Origin of the sequence: Bacillus sp. AFS002410 (assembly GCF_002556365.1) — a bacterium.
Taxonomy (GTDB): Bacteria; Bacillota; Bacilli; order Bacillales; family Bacillaceae_G; genus Gottfriedia.
On record NZ_NUEU01000009.1, the window covers coordinates 62,755 to 82,641 of the forward strand.

At 34.3% G+C, this 19,887-nt stretch carries 12 protein-coding genes; 7 read left to right on the forward strand and 5 right to left on the reverse strand.

Annotated elements, in window-relative coordinates; genetic code table 11:
* Positions 1 to 13: 13 nt before the first annotated feature.
* The 5 genes from CN692_RS08060 to CN692_RS08080 form a co-directional block, all read right to left on the reverse strand.
* Positions 14 to 1,633 (reverse strand): YceG family protein, encoded by a 1,620-nt coding sequence (locus CN692_RS08060; protein ID WP_098118650.1) that lies wholly within the window; start codon positions 1,631 to 1,633, stop codon positions 14 to 16.
* 25 nt (positions 1,634 to 1,658) lie between these two features.
* Positions 1,659 to 1,865 (reverse strand): helix-turn-helix domain-containing protein, encoded by a 207-nt coding sequence (locus tag CN692_RS08065; RefSeq protein ID WP_257131654.1) that lies wholly within the window; start codon positions 1,863 to 1,865, stop codon positions 1,659 to 1,661.
* A gap of 408 nt (positions 1,866 to 2,273) precedes the next feature.
* Positions 2,274 to 2,852, reverse strand: a complete 579-nt coding sequence (locus tag CN692_RS08070) for a TerD family protein (protein WP_098118651.1) — start codon at positions 2,850 to 2,852, stop codon at positions 2,274 to 2,276.
* A gap of 43 nt (positions 2,853 to 2,895) precedes the next feature.
* Positions 2,896 to 3,489, reverse strand: a complete 594-nt coding sequence (locus CN692_RS08075) for a TerD family protein (RefSeq protein ID WP_098118652.1) — start codon at positions 3,487 to 3,489, stop codon at positions 2,896 to 2,898.
* A 279-nt stretch (positions 3,490 to 3,768) separates the two neighbouring features.
* Positions 3,769 to 11,661, reverse strand: a complete 7,893-nt coding sequence (locus CN692_RS08080) for an Ig-like domain-containing protein (RefSeq protein WP_098118653.1) — start codon at positions 11,659 to 11,661, stop codon at positions 3,769 to 3,771.
* A gap of 269 nt (positions 11,662 to 11,930) precedes the next feature.
* Here CN692_RS08080 and CN692_RS08085 point away from each other — a divergent pair, with 269 nt between their 5' ends.
* The 7 genes from CN692_RS08085 (at position 11,931) to CN692_RS08115 (ending at position 19,859) form a co-directional block, all read left to right on the forward strand.
* Positions 11,931 to 13,145: a HupE/UreJ family protein gene (locus CN692_RS08085; RefSeq protein WP_098118654.1), complete on the forward strand. Its 1,215-nt coding sequence runs from the start codon at positions 11,931 to 11,933 to the stop codon at positions 13,143 to 13,145.
* Positions 13,146 to 13,163: 18 nt separating this feature from the next.
* Positions 13,164 to 14,204 (forward strand): permease, encoded by a 1,041-nt coding sequence (locus CN692_RS08090; RefSeq protein ID WP_257143991.1) that lies wholly within the window; start codon positions 13,164 to 13,166, stop codon positions 14,202 to 14,204.
* Between the two features lie 15 nt (positions 14,205 to 14,219).
* Positions 14,220 to 15,152 carry a TIGR03943 family putative permease subunit gene (locus CN692_RS08095; RefSeq protein WP_098118655.1) on the forward strand — a complete coding sequence of 311 codons (933 nt, stop codon included), beginning with the start codon at positions 14,220 to 14,222 and terminating at the stop codon, positions 15,150 to 15,152.
* Positions 15,153 to 15,180: 28 nt separating this feature from the next.
* On the forward strand, positions 15,181 to 16,050 hold the full coding sequence (locus tag CN692_RS08100) for a hypothetical protein (protein WP_098118656.1): 870 nt from the start codon (positions 15,181 to 15,183) through the stop codon (positions 16,048 to 16,050).
* A gap of 323 nt (positions 16,051 to 16,373) precedes the next feature.
* On the forward strand, positions 16,374 to 17,975 hold the full coding sequence (locus tag CN692_RS08105; protein WP_098118657.1) for a copper resistance protein CopC: 1,602 nt from the start codon (positions 16,374 to 16,376) through the stop codon (positions 17,973 to 17,975).
* 28 nt (positions 17,976 to 18,003) lie between these two features.
* On the forward strand, positions 18,004 to 18,636 hold the full coding sequence (locus CN692_RS08110; protein ID WP_098118658.1) for a YcnI family copper-binding membrane protein: 633 nt from the start codon (positions 18,004 to 18,006) through the stop codon (positions 18,634 to 18,636).
* Positions 18,637 to 18,995: 359 nt separating this feature from the next.
* Entirely contained in the window at positions 18,996 to 19,859 is an 864-nt protein-coding gene (locus CN692_RS08115) for an RNA polymerase sigma-70 factor (protein WP_098118659.1), read from the forward strand.
* The last annotated feature ends 28 nt before the right edge of the window (positions 19,860 to 19,887 follow it).

The following is a 19,887-nucleotide window of genomic DNA, read 5'->3' on the forward strand; positions in this document are numbered from 1 at the left end:
TTTAAGCTCCCCTTTATTTAACTATTTTTTTAAATAGCGTTTTAATTATTGACTGTCCTGGTGCACGTAATGCTTGAAACTCACTATCAAAAGTAACCTCATCAAGCCAATGAGAGTCAAATGACTTGTCGTCTACGAATAATTCAATATCATTCTGACCTGTAGGATTAAGTAAAACTAGATCGATTCCAAACTCATTTAATAATAGAAGTAATGCTGCATCAGTTCTACTTAGCTCGCCATCTTTTTCAGTATTATAAATAATTAATTTCGGTATTTGCTGAGTGTAATCAAATTGTTGTAGTAATCTCAACACTTCGTTTGGTATATTCATTGATTGACTAAATAAAAATAGTTGCGTTTGTTCTTTTGTTTCGTTTGGTAACACTTTAATATTTGCGCGTTCAACATATCTAGAAATTGCAGAAGCAAGGCCAAACTGTAATCCACTTGGAAGTTCTTTATATCTCCACCAATTACTAGCCATCATACTATTAGGGTCAAGTAAGCCATCAGGCCCTAAAGCATTTTGATAATGATATTGTTGGTTCCCTTTAACTAATTGACTAAAAGGAAATATATCTATTTTATGTGTTAAATTTGCTTCAGTTAATTGATTAATCTTTTCCCAATACTCACGGCGATTTTTCGTTACACCTAAAATTTTAATAAAGAAAACCGGTATTTCAACAAAATTAGCTTTTACTTGGAAGTTTGGACGTAACATTGCTCTTTCCTTATGTAAAATGAATAATTCGTCATAGGTAGTCTTTAATGTAATTGATCTTGGAGCATAATTTCTAAATTGCCATGGTTTATATAATAATGAATCATCGGTATGCAATAATTTCTCAATTTCCATCGATGCTCTATGAGCAACCGTACTCTTTCTAACTGGTTTTTCAATTGGAAATGGTATTAACGCACTCGATGAAGGTAATATTGTTATTTCATTTTTCTCTTGGCCTACCAAATTAGCTAATAAATCTTTCCCTTCAGGATGAAATATAGCAATATCAAAGCCTAATAATATTAGTAAGTAAAGGAAATAACATTCACTTAATGACGTGTCACCATACCATAATATAAGAGGTGAATTCTTAGGGAAATCCTCAATCCATTTATTCACATGATTATGTAACCATTTCACTAGATCAACTATTACTCTCCTAAAATTACTATCTAGGAATCCATTTTTATGCGAATCTTTAAACGTAGTAAATACAGTTTTAATTTGCTCGCGAATATATCTATGTATATGCTGATTCTCATGTTTAGGAATTAATCTCTCACCATCAAGGAATGCAATAAGTCTGTTTACTGACAACCCATTTTCAGCAGTATTTATTGTTAATATTCTTTGTACTGCTTGAAACAGATCATTCGAAATTGTCTTGTCCAAGCCTTCACTTAATAGAAACGCATTTAGTGAATCATCGTGTACTAGTTCGTATAGATTTTCAAAATACTCATCTTCGTCAATGGTTGTCCCTAAAATTCGCCAAGCAACTTGATTGAAACTGATTGATTCGCTTTCCTCTTCGTAAGAACGTCTTAATGTAGATGGTTGTTTTAAACTACTCAACCAATCATGCTGATTAATATCCATCTTTTTTGGGTTAATCGCAGACATATTTAAATACTCCTTTCCGATGTAATTATTTCGCTTTAGGTTGCCCGAAAACTACTGACATGCCTTCACGAGTTACTACCCAAGATGAACCAAATTTACGTATCGTACCGTCTGGAAAATCAGTTATTCTTTTCCTTAATGTTGAGTCATTGATTCCCCATTCTTGACAAGCCTGACGCGAACTAAGTAAGCTTGGATCGTTTAAATTTATCGTATTTCTTTGTTTACTCAAAATCCCACCCCTAACATCTACATATTATCCAAATATAATACTTATGAGGTAAATGTAACTCATGAACCAAAGGGTGATACTGTATGAGAACATTACATAATAGGAACAAGAGATTCCTATATTTACTTTTTAAGTGATTACAACCGTTATTTCATTGCATTATAAATCCATTTAAGGGAATTATTTCTATTTCTTTTAGTTAACTATTTACAATCTAGGACATCGTTAGAAATTCGTTCATGTTTAGATAGACGTTGTTTGCCAAAGTTTCATCCAAAAATTGACCTATTTTTAGACTACTCCTCTCCTCTAATGGCAGCTTCATTTTCTAAAGATGTACTAAACGATAAAGAAAAGGGGAATTTGAACGTTCCCCTTTTAACTATTACTTTCTATGCTGATGGAGCCTTAAGCGTCTAAGCCGTAATCTCTAACTAATGAAACTAAACCACCTTGGTATCCACTACCAATTGCATTGAATTTCCATTCGCCATTATGACGATATAACTCACCAACAACTACTGAAGTTTCAATTGAGAAATCTTCACCTAAATCATAGCGAACTAACTCTTCACCGTTTGATTCGTTTAAAATACGAACATACGAGTTACTTACTTGTCCAAAATTTTGGTTACGTGCTTCTGCGTCATGAATCGTAATCGCAAATGCAATCCTTTCAACTGAAGCAGGAACGTTTGTAAGATTTACTGTTACTTGCTCGTCGTCTCCATCGCCAGCACCAGTTCTGTTATCACCATGGTGTTCAACTGATCCATTTCCACCTACAGTGTTATTATAGAAAACAAAATCTTGTTCAGAAGCACATTTACTAGCGCCATTTAATAAAAATACTGATGAGTCTAAATCAAAGTCATTTCCACCATTGTACTTATTAGTGTCCCAACCTAAACCAACAACAATATTTGTTAAACCAGGATTTGTTTTTGTTAAATCTACTTTTTGTCCTTTTAATAAGTTTAATGTCATTTTAATTGCACTCCTTTTTTCTTCATATTATTTATTACTTTATTTATTGAAAACGTTGAACGATTTTTTCAAGCGCTATATCTTTTGTTCCTTCTCCAACTGCTGAGAATTTCCATTCGCCATTATGACGATAAATCTCACCAGTGAATAATGCAGTTAAACCTGAATAACTATCAGTGATGTTATAGTTTACTAACTCAGAGTTTGAAGCTTTGTCTACTACACGGATAAATGCATTTTTAATCATTCCGAAATCTTGCTTACGTTGAAAGCAAGCATAGATGTTTACAACAAATACAAGTTTATGGACATAAGAAGGAACCTTATTCAAATTAACAAAGACTTGCTCATCGTCACCGTTTCCATCACCTGTTAGGTTATCTCCAGAATGTACTACGCTACCGCATGAGCTTTTTTTGTTACCAAAATAGATTACATCACTTGCACTTCTTAACTTGTCATTTTCATCTAACATTAAAACGGAAGCGTCACAGTCAATGTTTTCTTGTTTACCAAATCCGAAGAAACCACCACTTTTTTTCACTGGATCCCATCCTAGACCTACAGTTAAAGAAGAAAGTCCCGCTCTTCCTTTTGTAAGGTCGACTTTTTGACCTTTTTGTAAAGAAATTGCCATATGCTATTAACACTCCTTATTATGTATTAATCACGTTTCCGTGATTTATAGTTTCATAATATCATATAAGATTTTGAAAAACTATGAACATATTAGTAATATTATATATTTTATTTTAGCGAATTCATAATGATATATAACATCCCCCAGATTTTACTAATGTATTAATTCATAAAAAGTATCTACTTAAATTTAGTAAAAAAATGCACCTCTAAACGTTAGTGGTTGACTAACTTTCGAGGTGCATTTCATTACGCTAATACTTTTTTTACTCTAAAATCAAAAATGTATACTTGCTATCCACTTTACAACACTTTGACTAAATGAGTTTGATACAGGTTTTTTTACTTTAACCTTTGTTACTGGGCTTGTGTTCCCACTCTTATCTGTAGCTGTTATTGTTAAAGTCGTACCAACCTTTAAGTAAGATTTAATTGTAATCGTAAATTTACCAATACTATTAGCAGTTGCTTCTCCTAATTTAGTCGAACCACTCTTAACAATTACCTTAGATCCTGCTTCAGCCGTTCCTGTAATAGATTTCGTTTTATCTGTTACCGAATTTACACTTGGTGCCTTTGGAGGTGTTTTATCGATTACTTTCACTTGAACTATTGAACTACTATTTCCTGCTTTATCAATAGACACAACCGATAATACTGTACCTGCTTTTAGCTTTGATTTTAAAGTAATGCTGAATATTCCAGCTTTGTCTGCAGTACCTTGTCCTACAAGTGTTTTTGCTACAGAAACCTTAATTGTTGAACCAGCTTCACCTTTTCCTGAAACTTTCGTATCGGAATCTTTTACTGCATTCACAACTGGTTTCACTGGTGGTGTTTTATCTGCAACTGTTACTTGAACTTGTGAACTTTTATTTCCTGCTGAGTCAACGGAAACAACCGTTAATACTGTTCCGGCTTTTTGTTTTGTAATTAAAACATCAAAGCTTCCTTTAGAATTGGTTTTTACTGAACCTAGAACCTTATTTCCAACAGAAACAAATATTGTTGAACCTACTTCTGCGGTACCAGTTACATGAGTATCAGTATCTTTTACTAAATTAACAACTGGTTTCATTGGAGCTGTTTTATCCACTACAATGACTTCAGTTACCGGACTCTTATTACCTGCGTTATCTGTTGAAACAACTGATAATTTTGTTCCTGCAGGTTGTTTTGATGATAATGAAACACTAAAGCTACCATCTTGTTTCGTTACCGATTGTCCTAAAACCACACTTCCCTTTGAAACTGAAATTGTCGTTCCTGGCTCTGCTTTACCTGTTACAGCCATACTATTATCTTGTACTTGATTCACAACAGGCGCGTTTGGAGCTGTTTTATCACTTACAATAACTTCTACTCCATCACTTACATTATTTGCTGAATCGATAGCCGTTACCACAACTTTCGTGCCAACTACTTGTCTCGAAATCTTCATTTCGAAGTGACCATTACTATCTGCTATTCCGTTAGCGATTTCTTTACCATTCACTTTTGCAATCACTTTTGCCCCTGCTTCAGTCGTTCCAGTAATTTTCTCATCTTTATCAGATATACCATTTACTACTGGTTTTATAGGAGCTGTCTTATCAACTACAATGACTTCAGTTACCGAACTTATATTACCAGCGTTGTCTGTTGAAACAACTGATAATTTTGTTCCTGCAGTTTGTTTTGAAGATAATAAAACGCTAAAGTTACCATCTTGATTTGTTACTGCTTGACCTATAATTACACTTCCTTTTGAAACTGTAATTGTTGATCCCACCTCTGCTTTACCTGTTACAGTTGTACTATTATCTTGTACTTCATTTACAACAGGCGCGTTTGGTGCTGTTTTATCACTAACAATTACTTCTACTCCGTCACTTTCATTATTTGCTGAGTCAACCGCTGTTACCACGATTTTCGTACCAGCTACTTGTTTTGTAATCTTCATTTCAAAGTTGCCAGAGTTGTCCGCTATTGCATTTGCGATTTCTTTATCATTTACTTTTGCAATTACTTTTGTTCCTGCTTCAGTCGTTCCAGTAATTTTTTCATCTTGATCAGATAGAGCATTTACTACTGGAGCTTTCGGTTTTGCAGTATGAGTTCCCACTAATTCTTTCGTATCTCTCACTCGTATACGATTTCCTTCTGAGAATTTACCTGCTAGTCCCGTTGCCTCTAACGTATCTCCAATATTCAAGTTTGGTACTGGACCGCTTTGATTCACAACATATCCATCTGTGAATACTAATGTTGGTCCTGAACCATCATCGATTACATAGGAATTATCGTCATACTTAGAAACTACTTTACCAATTACTTTGACTAATTGACCTTGATTTTCATCATTATTTGAATCTTTAGTACTAACAACCTTCGCCTCAATTGGCGTTCCTTTGCCAAGCTTTACAATACTTTCTGCAAAACTACCAAACTCTAACTCGAAGTTGTTTTCAAAGATTTTTATATGACCGTATACGCGTACTTTGTCTCCTACTTCTAAACTACCTGCTGGTACATCGTTAAAGGCCATAATTCCACCAGTACTGTCTTGAATATAAGCTGCATCAAAGAATGAAGTAGCTGTAACAGTTCCTTCAACAACGACATTCGTACCTTCCGTAAGCTTACGAGCATCACCCATTGATTTTACTTCTGGATTAATCTGTGACAACCAATTTACAACATTTACAGCAAATGGGTCATTTCCTTTTGGATTATATGTTTGATCCATTTGTTTATCATTAAAGATATTCATACCTGAAACAAACACTCTACCATTTCCTACTTGTTCAGAAGCAATAATCGGAATGCTAGAACCGCCAGTAACTTGATCTAGTGGAGGTCCATTTTTCCCATTAGAAGTTTGAACATTATATTTTACAGTATCCGGTTTGATCGTAGTTGTATCTTGGAATGTAGACTCATTTCCTTTAGCTATAACTGTGACAGTATCACTGTCAGTCAATGCGACTTTATTTCCAGAACCGTCATTTTTAGCAAGACTTGATCCACTATAGAATTCAATAGTTGGCACGAAGTCTGTTAACGTCGTTTTTTTGTTCGGTGTTGGGTGTAATCTTACAGCATAATTAGCTGTCAGTGGTGTACCCCAGAAGTTTCCGTCAGTTGTTTCATCAAAAACTCCATCATTGTTTACTAGGATACTCGATCCTACACCAGATAAAATACTATTTACATTTTGATTTGTTGCACCAAAATTACTCTTTTCTGTTAGTAATAAAGATCCACCATTTTTCACGAAATTATTAATATCAGAAATTTCACTTGCAGAATAAGCTGAAGCTGGATGTGTAATGACCAACACACTAACATTTTTCAATACTTGTTCTGTAAGCGGCGATGCATTTTCTGCTACAGTATAGCCTTGTTGCTTCATTAAAGTTGTGAATAATTTAAAATTGTCTTTATATGTGCCAGTATCTTGTTTCGAATTCTCATTATTATGAGATCCATCAATCATGACAACTTTGTTTAAAGGAGCCTTAATCGTAAATGATTGCTCGTATTTATTATTACCGAGGTCATGTCCGTCAGCTGCCGTTAATACAACAATAATATTATGTGTACCTGGAACTGGGTTCGTCCATGTAACACTAGCACTTGCTGATGTATTAGATGGAAGTGAATCAATAGAAGCATCTGCAATAAAATGATTAGCATCAATACTGTCATAATAGAAATGAGCAGTTACTTGCTTAACATCTAAAGTTCCTTGATTACTAATTCCCGCTGTTAAATCAGCTGAAAGTCCACCAATAATCGCTCCATCTTTCGTCGTCACATCACTAACTTTTACTGCTAAGTCTTTTTGTTGTGACCAAATAGGTGCTGAATAAACTTGGTCTCCATCTTTTTGTGTTACTTTAACAACGAACCATTGTTGTCCACCAACTACAGTAAAGCTTGGCTTCCAATTAAATGAAGTTGAATCGTTTGTCGGAACATACTTATCTACCACTGTTCCATGATTTGTAATTAATTCTACTTTAGCGATTGCATCGTTAGAAGCAGTTTTAATATAGCTATAATCAGAATCACTTGCTTGTTCTAAAACTGGATCTTTACCTGATATATTAAAATCTAAAGTATCAGTATCCACTGTTGATCCCATATAAAAACCACTTGCAGATACATCCAATGAAAAGTTTGGATCCTCTGTCATATAAACACGTCTGTTTTTCATTGCATCAAGTAAAGCATCTTGGCTTAAATCTTTTGCTACGATTACAGTACGCTTTTTCGTTTGACCCCATGTAGCATCATGGTTATCTTCACCATAAGTTGGTGCAACATGCCAGCCGATATCAAGTGCACTATAGTAGCTATCTTCAGCGTTCGCATAAGAATACTTTCCTGATCCGTTCCCTACTTCAAGCATTGTAAATAGCTTGTCTAAATTTTTGTTATAAGGGATGAAGTTATCGAATGCATTTGCAGACATTTTTGGATGGTTGAATTGCGCTACAATATTGTCGTACGTTAATACCCATCCATAATACTTTTGTAAATTTTGATAAGCTCCACCATCTACTACGCGATCAATAAAGTTCTCTGTTCCGAATACATTTGAGTGACCCCAAGTAGTTGATGTCATTTCAAACGCAGGGAAAACAACGAATTTACCATCTTTCGTATATTGTTTTGCTAAATCCTTTGTTAACTGCCAGTTTGCTCCGCCTGTTCTCTCTTTAAAGCCTTTACGATCGACAGTGTCTTTATTAACAAGGTCTGCATCGATATCGTGAGAGTGATCTGAGAAAGCAAAGAAATCATAATGATACTTTTCAGCTGCTTTTAACGCTTCTTCAGGACTTCCTGCAGCGTCATGTGAAATATTCGTATGATTGTGCGTCGTTCCACGATAATGGTTTCCACCAGTAAATCTTTCTGTAACTGTGAATTTCCATGTAAAGGTAGAAGGATTATTTAATTTATCCTTTGCAGACACTAATATTGTATGCTCACCTTCAGCTAATTCATTAGCAGTTGTAAGATTTAACTTAATTTCTGTATCATTAATCGTTGCGATTGACGTTTTATCTTGGCCATCGATTGAAATAGTTGCTGATGAAAGATTAATTCCACTTGGGTCATCCATTTTTACAACGATTTCAGGATGTCTAGAATCAGTTTTATCACCATTTGCAGGTAACTCATTATAGAATTTAGGACCATCTTGGTCATCTACTACATTTACTTCTAAAGGTTTTGAAGAACTTCCTACTGCTTGTTTACCTTCAGCATTTTCCGCTTCGATATAATAGTAGAATTTTAACTTTGGAACATCTGCTTCTAAAATTTTCCCATTGTAATTAATATGGTCTGCAGTTTCCATATTTACTGAATGATAAGTAGCCTCATTTTCTCCTTTATAATAAAGCGTAACTGAATCTGCGTTCTTTGCAATCGCATTAAAAGCAGCGTCCATTCCTGTATAAGCTTTTGTAATCGGAGTATGAGTTAACACTAATTGCCCTTTTACATCACTTGCGTTTCTTGGAATAAGTAGATATCCACTAGTAAAAGGTGCAGCTTTTTTATATTGGTTAACTATACCTGTAAAAGTATAAGATTGACCTTGTTCGATATTATCTAAAGATCCTTGAATACGTACGATTGCTAAATTATCGCCTGATTCGTCGCTTACTGTAATATCGTAATTTGGACCTTCTGTTGGAATATTTGTGACCTTTCCAGTAAATGACACTAATTTACTTTCAGTTGCCTCATTTAGCTCACCGATTGTGATACTTTTAGCTGCCGGTGTTTGATCATTTCCAACGAAACGAATAGCTGTTGGAATAAATTCCGTCATCCCCGCTGTAAATACAACTCGTCCATCGATGCTATATTTATTTCCAGCTTGAATCGTAGTTGAAGGATTCATGTGATTAATAACATTGATTGCACCAGTCGAATCTTGAATAAAGAAATTTGTATTCACATCACCATTAGGCTGATTATCTGTTGTTGCTACTCCTTCAATTGTAGTGGAATAGCCATTATTGATTGGAAATCCTTTGTCATCATTTTTTCTTAAATCACTAATTGAAGTAACTGATTTTGAATTACCAGCCACATCTACTCTAGAGTAATAACTTTCCTTTGGAGTAGGTTGTGAAGAATCAGTTTCTGTTAAATAGATTACTGAATGATCACTTGAATCTGTCAAACTTAAAGTAAATGAACCGTCAGCTTCTGCTGTTACTTGCCCGGCACTTGTTAATTTACCTTCATTCTCAAAATAAGCTTTTACAGTCGATGAAGCAGGTACTGAGCCAGCTTGTCCCGTTACAGATGATGACCCATTCGCTTTTGTATAAGCTATTTTAGAATCATCTGGAGAAAGCATAAATTTTGAGTTATGGACAGCCATTTCATCGGAATAGTTCGCACTTGTTGGTTTATTTAAGACAAAATCTTTTGAAGGGTCTTTTGTAAACCAGCCGTTTCCAATTCCGTATGCTGAACGTGGGTCTGTACCAATATTTGTTTTACGTTGAATCGTACCTCCACCAATTGTAGAGTCTGAAATTGGACTTCCCCAATATAAAGGGTTTTTGTATACTGCTGTACCATTCGTAAATGCTAATAAATCAACTGCATCTGGATCATCAACACCAGTAACAGCAGTCGTTTTCTTTGCAAGTACTAATGCGCCACCTGTTGAACCACTTGGGTTTAACGTAGTTGTAATATCTGGAGTAACTGGAAGTGCTTGTCCTGTCGTACCCGTACTACCTGCTATTAAGAAGTAACCATGTGCTTTAATAACGCCTGATAATGCTTGCCCAGCTCCAAAGTTCATTGTTGATGCTGAAGTATAAGCAATTGACCAGCCCATTAAATTAATATCTTTATCTGTATTATTATAGAGTTCAAAAAACTTTGTTTTGTAGAATGCTCCCCCATTACCACCATTTACATAGATTTGGCTAAATGCTACGTCACCTGGTGAAATAACTTTTGGGTTTTCAGTTGGACCAGTATAATTTACGGCAGTCTTTTCACTAGGACTCTTCTCTGCTTCTTGAGCAACTAGATTAATGACTGATTTCATTTGAGGATTTGCAAATGTTACGTTAAATGAACCATCTGCTGCCGCTGTTGTAGTAGCTACAATAGTACTGTCATCAAAATAGACATTTACAACTGCATTACTTGCAACTGCTCCGGCAGAACCTGATACATTTGTATACGAATCAAAAGAAATTTTTGTAGCGATCGGAGCAGCTGTTTTCTGAACAATAGTACCTGAGAAATTTACTGAAACTTTATCACTTTCAGCTTTCCCGTTTTCTTGTGCAGTAACATATACAACCGATTTTGATTGTGAATTGGTAATTGTAGTAGTAAATGATCCATCCGCAGCAGCCGTCGTCGTACCAGCTAATTTATTATCATCATAATAAACCTTTACAACGGAATTATTTGCGACTGCTCCCGCATTTCCAGTTACTGTTGAATTTGTAGAATAATTTATTTTTGTTGCGTCAGGAGTAGCTGTTTTTTCTAATGTTGGAGCTCCAATCGACTCACCGTTAATAACGATATCAGCAATACGACTTGTACCTGTCGTAGTACTAAAATTAGACCCATCATTTTTAGCAGCTAATGCTGAATTGACAATCCATCTTAAGTAAACTAAACTCTGATCGTTTGTCTCTTTTGGCAACGCTACATTGATTAATTGTCCCCCACTTGTCCATGTAGCACTTCCATTTGAAATAGAACCATCGGGTACGTCAACCCATGTATTTTCATCTAAACTATATTGTAGTTTAAAATCTTTCGGACCTGTTGTAGAACTATATTGTTTAGATGAAAGAGTTATATTTTCATAGTTTTTTGTTGATAACGAAACTTCCCAATATGAACTATTATTTGACCATGTATTTGCGTTAATAACTGTATTTCCAGATGGGCCGGCATTATACCCAGTAACTTTGGAACCAGTCGTTGTTATATTACTAGTCATATTTTCAGGAATTCCAGCGGACGGTGTAGTTACTTGTCCGTTACTAAAATCCCATTTCGCTAAAGTAGTTGCGGCGGCTGCTTTAGCCATTTGTGGACTAACTGTTGATAATAGCAACAGTATCGTAGTCAAAAGACCCAAATACCTTTTGTATCTTTGCATTATTTTGTGCATGAAAATTTCCCCACTTTAATTATTATTTCAAAACAACTAAAATCTTTCTCCAAAAACACAAGACTATTTTACTATTGGGAAATAATGGTTCAGTTTCGTCCCTCCCTTCACCAAATATAGTGATCGCCCATTAACTATATTATGTTTAAACGAGCAATTTCTACAAAATTTGCTAAAAATTACAAACTCTTTACAATTATATAACAATTCTGTAATGTTTACTATGTACGATAACAATATCTTTCTATTTTATTTCCCGGAGGAGACAAATGAAAAATAGTATTTTTTTCTTAAAAACAAATAAATTACGTCGTTCTTTTCCCCTATTTTTATGCATTCTTATTTTTTTTAGCACATCATTTGTAACAGTTGAAGCTCACTCATTAAGCGCAAGCTACACGACATTAAATCTTTTAAAATCAAAAACTACAATGAACTTTGCTTTAGATGAAGTTTCCGTCATGGAATTAACTGGTGGTGATGTTAATAAGAACGGAATGTTAGACCAAAATGAATTTGAGGCAATTAAGAAAAAAATTGAATCTACTATCCAAAACAACATCACTTTAAAAATTAACGGAGAAAAACAAAATTGGACAAAAATAAATAAGCTGGAGCTTAATCGAAAAGGCGATGCCACACAACTGATCGTTAATGTTGATTACCCGGCAATCCAACCCTCTCAATCTATTATGCTATCTGATAGTTTGTACAAAGATGATTCAAACACGAGTACCACTTATGTTGATTTATTGAAAGTGAACTACGGGAAGGAAAGTAGTACTGCCGCTCTTTCTGATGAAGGCCGTGTGTGGTCTATGATTCTAAGTGACAGTGCATATGAGGGACTAAGCAATGATACGAATACAATTCAACCTACAAAACAACAGCCTGTCATAACAAAACAATCCAACTCGGACTCTACTACAAGTCCATCTTCTAAAGGATGGATTACATTTTTAAAACTCGGTATGAATCATATTCTTACAGGTTATGATCATTTACTGTTTTTACTTTCGTTACTGATCGCAAGACAAAGCTTTAAGCAGTTTGCAAAAGTAATTACTGCTTTTACAGTTGCACATAGTTTGACATTAACATTAACAGTTTTAGGAATTATTTCGATACCTTCCTATATTGTCGAACCTGCAATTGCACTGAGCATTTGTTATGTAGCAATTGAAAATATATTCCGTAAAAACATCAATCATCGCTGGGTATTAACGTTTATTTTTGGATTAATTCATGGAATGGGCTTTGCAGATTTATTAACTGCGATGCATCTATCAAAAAGTGAATTAGCAGCAGATTTGGTTAGCTTCAACCTTGGAATTGAAGTAATACAGCTTTCAATTGTTCTTTTATTATTACCATTATTAACTCAATTACATCGCTCGAAGTATTCAGGAAAAGCAATTATTTCTACCTCTGGCTTTGCTTTTATATTAGGTGGAATTTGGTTATTTGAACGCATCATATCTTAAATGGAAAGAGTGAATCCTTTGCGAAGCATTGCTATTGAAAAACGAAAACCTGCCAGCTCTAATCGACATTTTCTAATCATTATTAGTTTAATCATTGTGTTTCTTTTATATCTATCTTCCACTACAGGCTTGAGCTCTGTTTTTTCGACTGCAAAACTACAAGTCTTTAAAATGGTCTTTATTAGTATTATTATCGAGGCTTTACCTTTTGTTTTAATCGGTGTATTCGTTTCAGCAATCCTTCAGGTTTTCGTTACGGATCAAATGGTTCAAAGATTTATACCGAAAAATCCTTTTTTAGGTATCATTGCGGCTAGTGTTTTAGGAATCATTTTTCCGATTTGTGAATGTGGAATGGTACCTGCTATTCGTAAACTAATAAAAAAAGGAATGCCACTTTATGTTGCCGTTACTTTTATATTAGTTGGTCCAATTTTAAATCCAATTGTATTTCTATCAACTTTAACTGCTTTTCGAAATCAGCCAGTTGTTGCATATTATCGTATGGGACTTGCATTCATTGTTGCACTAATCGTCGGACTGATCGTTTTTCAATTTGTTAAGTCAAATCAATTACGAGATCAAGTTGACCAAACTAAAGAAAATCATCACCATCATGATCATCAGCACGATCCAGCATCTCTTCCAGTTAAAAACAAATTCATTGAAGTTATGGGCCATGCAGTAAGTGAATTTTTTGATATGGGTAAATACTTAGTATTTGGTTCAATCATCGTTGCCCTACTTCAAATTATTGTTTCTCAAAATAGTTTAATTGAAGTAGGAAATAGTGGTCCTGCAGCAAACATCCTTATGATGGGTCTTGGTTTTATCCTATCCCTTTGTTCAACATCAGATGCTTTTGTTGCTCAATCTCTACAAACAATCTTTACAAAGAGCTCACTAATAGGTTTCATGGTTTTTGGGCCAATGATTAATATTAAAGGGATCCTGATGATGCTTGCAGTGTTTAGATCTCGATTTGTTCTACTTCTTTGTACATTGGTTTTCATTTTTGTTTTAATTGGAACGTTAGTCTTGCAGTCTATTAATTTATAAAGGCAGTGATTTACTATGAAGCATAAAATTAGTTCCACGTCGATTCATCATTTTATTAAAGCTGCTATTCTCTTAGGACTTGCTATCTATATTTTTCAATTAACGCTTACTGACGAAATACTTCAATTTATCGTACCTGAGCTTGTAATCTATATAAAAATTGCAACCGGTATTCTGTTTATTGTGGTAATCTCTCAAATATATATAGCCGTTCTTTCATTAAAAAGGCATGTTATTATTTGTGATTGTGGTCATGATCATAGTCACGATCAAGTTTTTGGCCATGAGCACCATCATTTATTTAAAAAATCAATATTGAAGGATATTTTGATTTATAGTCTATTTTTATTACCTCTGTTTCTTGGGTATCTGTTACCAAACCATGCGAGCTCAAGTTCTCTTGCTAGTAATAAGGAAATGAATTTTAAAGGATTGGCTGTTCAATCTTCATCTAGTGGACATGCTGTAGAAGTAAAAGGTAATGAGGACCCTGCGCTTAAGAAACTGTTCAAAACAAATGTATATGATCAAGATTATGCAAAGCTTGGAATGCGATTATACAAGCAGAATATCATCGAGATGAAAGACAAATGGTTTATCGAAAAGCTTCAATCAATGAATACGTTTGTCGACAATTTCCAAAATAAACAAATTAAAATTAAGGGGTTTATCTATCGAGATCCTAAGTTAGCAGGAAATCAATTTATTATTGCAAGAATGGGAATGACTCACTGTATCGCTGATATTTCACCATTCGGTATTATTGCAGAATCAACTGATGCACAGCAATTTGTCAATAATTCATGGGTAACAATTACTGGTACGATCGGTAACACTAATTTTAATGGGCAAACAGTTATAAAAATAAACGTTGAAAAATCAGAGCCAGCTAAATCTCCAAGTGTTCAATACGTATATCCTGACTGGAACTTTGGATCAAAGCTATAGTTAAAAAACTTATTTTAGAGGTGTTATCATGGGATTAAAGTATGGAAGTCTTTTCTTAGTACTCCTTCTTACTTATTATAGTTTAAATCACATTTATCGAAATAAAGAGCGATTCTCTAGTACGTTCTATTCAATGATTTCTTTAATGGTTGGTGTATCATCAGCTACTATCAGTTTCTTATTCATCTTAACTATAAATTACAATTTGCTAATCTCTTTCATTTTGGACGTCTTATTAGCAGTTTTAATTTTAGGTATAACTAAGAAACTATTTAATAAAGGAATTACTGACATGTTAGCGTCTCTACTCGGAGCATTTGTGGGGACAACGATCGGATATATGACATTCACATCAAGTATAACGATCGTTATTGTGGACGTTCTGTTTATCGTTTTTATTTATTTATTATTATTTTTCATTGATCGAAAACTAGTTTCAAATTCACCTCAAAAAAAGAAGCATATAATAGAAGGAAAAAACGAGAGAATACTGATTGGGTCATCAAACAGTACAGTACTATTAATTTCAGCCCTTCTTATATGGGCAATCATTTTTACAGTGAATATCGATAAAGTAAAAGTTGGTGTAATTGGGCAACCCCAGAAGCAGACTGCAAAACAAGATGACCAAAATGACCTTCAATACGCAACAATTCACGTAACTGCTTCAGGTTTTAGTCCGAAGAATACAATCTTTAAACCTGAGACAATGACTAAAATTATTGTTGATGTAGAAAAAGGAAGCGCAGAAAACCCAAAATTGACCTCTGCAGACTTGGGTATTAATATTCCATTGAAAACCGGTAAAAATATCCTCTTATTAAATAATCCTTTAAAAGGGGAATACCAAATTTCATTAGAACCATCTAATTCAGTTGGTAAGTTACTTGTAAAATAAATGTAAGTCCAAGGGCTTCGTCATAGCGAAAATCCGCAAGATAATTAGATTTCTTGCGGATTTTTTTTGTTTCATGTAATTTAAAATAAGCATGCATAAAGGAATAAATGCAGTTAAATAATTTTACTATCTGAGGACTTTTGTAGTATGAATTAAAATATTCCAATTAAATTTAATAAATATTTATAGATTATCACACTTCTATCACAATTTTAATTTAGAATTTAGAAGTTGTTGATCATCTAGCTCATACCAAAAAGTAGATATAGAGGTGACTCAAAATAATAAAATCTCGCAAAATAGGGTTTTCTTTCTTAATTTTATTGATTGCTGCTCTTTATTTTCCATCCATTGCTTCAGCACATGCCTATATCGTAAAATCTACACCTTACGAGAATGAGACTTTTACTAAATCTCCACAACATATTCAAATACGATTTGATGAACCAGTACAGTCTGCATTTCATTCTTTACAAGTTTTAGATGAATTAGGTAAACGAGTTGATTTACACGATGGGAAAGTTAATAAGCAAAATCAATCAATTTTAGAAGGAAACTTAAAACCAAATTTACCTGATGGCAATTATCATATTGTCTGGAAGGTTATATCCAGTGATGGACATTCAGTTAATGGGGTCATTCCATTTAGTGTAGGAGATGCTGGCAGTAAGACCAATATCTCTAGTAAACCTACACAACCATTATCCAATACAGATGTAATGGGGACTTATTGGATCGAATACATTAGTTTATTTTTATTTGTTGGCCTTTTATTTTTTGGCTTATTTGTTTACAAAAGCGATAAAACCAATCGCACAATGGCCTTTAATAAGACAAAAGGTTTATTGTTACTCTCCTATTTCGGGCTATTATTTAGTGTCCTTTTAAGCCTGATTGTTGAGACAAAAAATTATACGAATGGAACATGGCAAGCCGTTCTTCATAAGAACTTACTTATGGAAACAATAAACAACACTAAGTTTGGAAGTGTTTGGATCATCCAACTTCTATTATTAATGGTGCTAGCTAATTCATTGTATATGGCTTGTAAAAAGGAACAAAAAAACACATTTTATTGGTGGCTAAGTGCGTTTGTAATCTGCGCTTTCTTATTACTTACAAAAGCATTTATTGGCCATGCAGCAACGGAAAATGAATTTTTACCAATTCTGTTTGATTTTATCCACTTACTTTCTGTTTCAATTTGGCTAGGAGGATTAATAGGAATATGTTATTTACTTCCTAGAGTACAAATAGAAAAAGAGAATAACGCAGATTATTGGAAAACCATCCAACGATATTCAAAATGGGCAACTATATCAGTTACACTACTTTTAGTAAGTGGTATTTATGCAAGTTTAAACTATATCCCTAACCTTTACTCTTTATTACATACAAACTATGGAAAGGTTTTATGTGGGAAAATACTTTTATTCCTTGTCATGTTGGTATTAGGCTTAATCCATTTTATTAAAGGAAGACGCAGTAAAAATAAATTAGGCAAATCAGTTTGGATTGAAATCAGTGTCGGAATGATCGTACTCGCACTATCATCCTTACTAACTAATCTGCCTACTGCAATGGAATCACCTGGTCCATTTACTGGCGTAAAGCAAAATAAAGGTTATTCAATATCGCTACATGCTACACCAAATATAGTCGGCAAAAACACTTTTACAATTAAGATTAAAGACAAAAATCATAAAAACATCACATCTATTCAACAAGTTACACTTACCTTTAAAAACACTGATATGAATATGGGTAATAACACAACACAAGCTAAACAAGCTTCATCAGGTGTTTTCGAGTCAAAAGGATTTTATACAAATATGGCCGGACATTGGAATGTGAAGGTCCATATTTTAACGGATTCTCTTGATTCAGTAGATGTAAACTTTAACTATATCGTGGGTAGTAGATGATTTATTACATTCAAAGGAGACATAAAAAATGAAAAAATTCATTTCAAAAGCAACTAAAACGATTGCCACAGCATTCGCTATGACTTTGCTATTTACTGGTATTGCAAGTGCACATGTTGTCGTTATGCCAAAAACTTCAACCCCTGGTGCATGGGAAACTTATACAATGAAAGTACCAACTGAAAAAGATGTACCTACAACAAAAGTAACACTCAAAGTTCCTTCAAAATTTGAATTTGTTTCATACCAAGCAATACCAGGATGGAACTTAACTGAAGCAAAAGATGCAAATGGAGTTGTCACATCAGTTACTTGGACTGCACAAAATGGTGGAATTTTGCCAGGACAATTTCAACAATTTGTATTCATGGCCAAAAACCCTGACTCAGAAGTAAATGGCGCATGGGATGCTTACCAATACTATAAAGATGGCAGTATCGTAGAATGGACTGGTGACGAAAAATCAGAATCTCCACACTCAATTACAACGATCGTGAAGGACACAACTGTAAACGAAGCACCAGCTAAAGCAACACAAGATACAACTAAGAAAGCTGATTCTGAGAAGTCAAATTCTAGTAATACTTCATTAGTAATGTCAATTGTAGCAGCTGTTCTTTCTGTGATTGCTTTACTGATTGCACTTCTTAAGAAAAAATAAGAGGACGTAACACGAACAAATCGTGAACAATATTGATAAAGTTGTGAACTCCGTTGATATATCGCTGTTTCTCGTTGATATATTGCCGATTCCCGTTGATATAATGGCAAATCACGTTGATATATAATTACTCGTTTACAAAAAAACTNNAGTTTTTTTGTAAACGAGTATTCACCAACCGCTCGTCGTACGTTTGCCAATTAAAAGTCATAATTAAATCATTTTAGGATATGTTATTTATGTTATAGATAAATTTAAGAATCAACCCTGTCACAAAATTCTACCCTAACTCGTTATATAAGAGACCCTATCTCAAAATCTTCAATAGTAAATTGTTTAAATAGAATGGATGTGAAACTATGCAAGATCTTTACGAAAAGTACAAAAAGTTATTGTTTAAACTTGCATACCAGCTGTTAGGATCGGTTTCAGATGCGGAAGACGTAGTCCAAGATGTATTTTTAAAGCTATATGACGTTTCCCCAGACAAACTAGGCGAACCTAAGGCATATCTATGTAAAATGGTAACAAACCACTGTCACGACATACAAAAATCAGCTCGCAAGAAACGGGAGCAATATTTCGGAGAATGGCTTCCCGAGCCCCTTTATTATGCTGAAGACAATTCAATGGATTCAGTCGAACTTGAAGATCAATTATCATACGGAATGCTCGTTTTACTTGAAAAGCTAACACCTACAGAACGTGTCGTTTTTGTCCTTCGTGAAGCACTTAGCTTCGAATATTACGAAATTGCTGAACTAGTAGAAAAAAGCGAAGCCAATTGCCGTAAAATATTCAGTCGCGCAAAATCAAAAATGGGAATTGGTACTGAAGAAGTAATATATTCCGACACTGCTTCCCAAGAATTAACACATAAATTTATCACTGCACTCAAAAACGGCAACTTGAATCAAGTCGTATCGATGCTAGACCAAAATGCTGTACTAATTGCAGATGGTGGTGGGAAAGTAATCGCTGCTGTGAATCCAATTAAATCAAGTGACCACGTTACAAAATTCCTATTCGGTGCAATACGTAAAGCATCATTGGTTGACGGAGTTCCACATATTGAAATCAGTCAAATTAACGGCCAACCCGCTCTTATTCTCCGTTCCAACGAAGGAATTCACACAGTCGGCATGCTTCATATCGAAAATAATTTAATTCAAAATGTATATATAATCAGGAACCCAGATAAGCTGCAACATCTTGGAACGTGAATTTTAAAAAGCGCGTGATCAATCCACG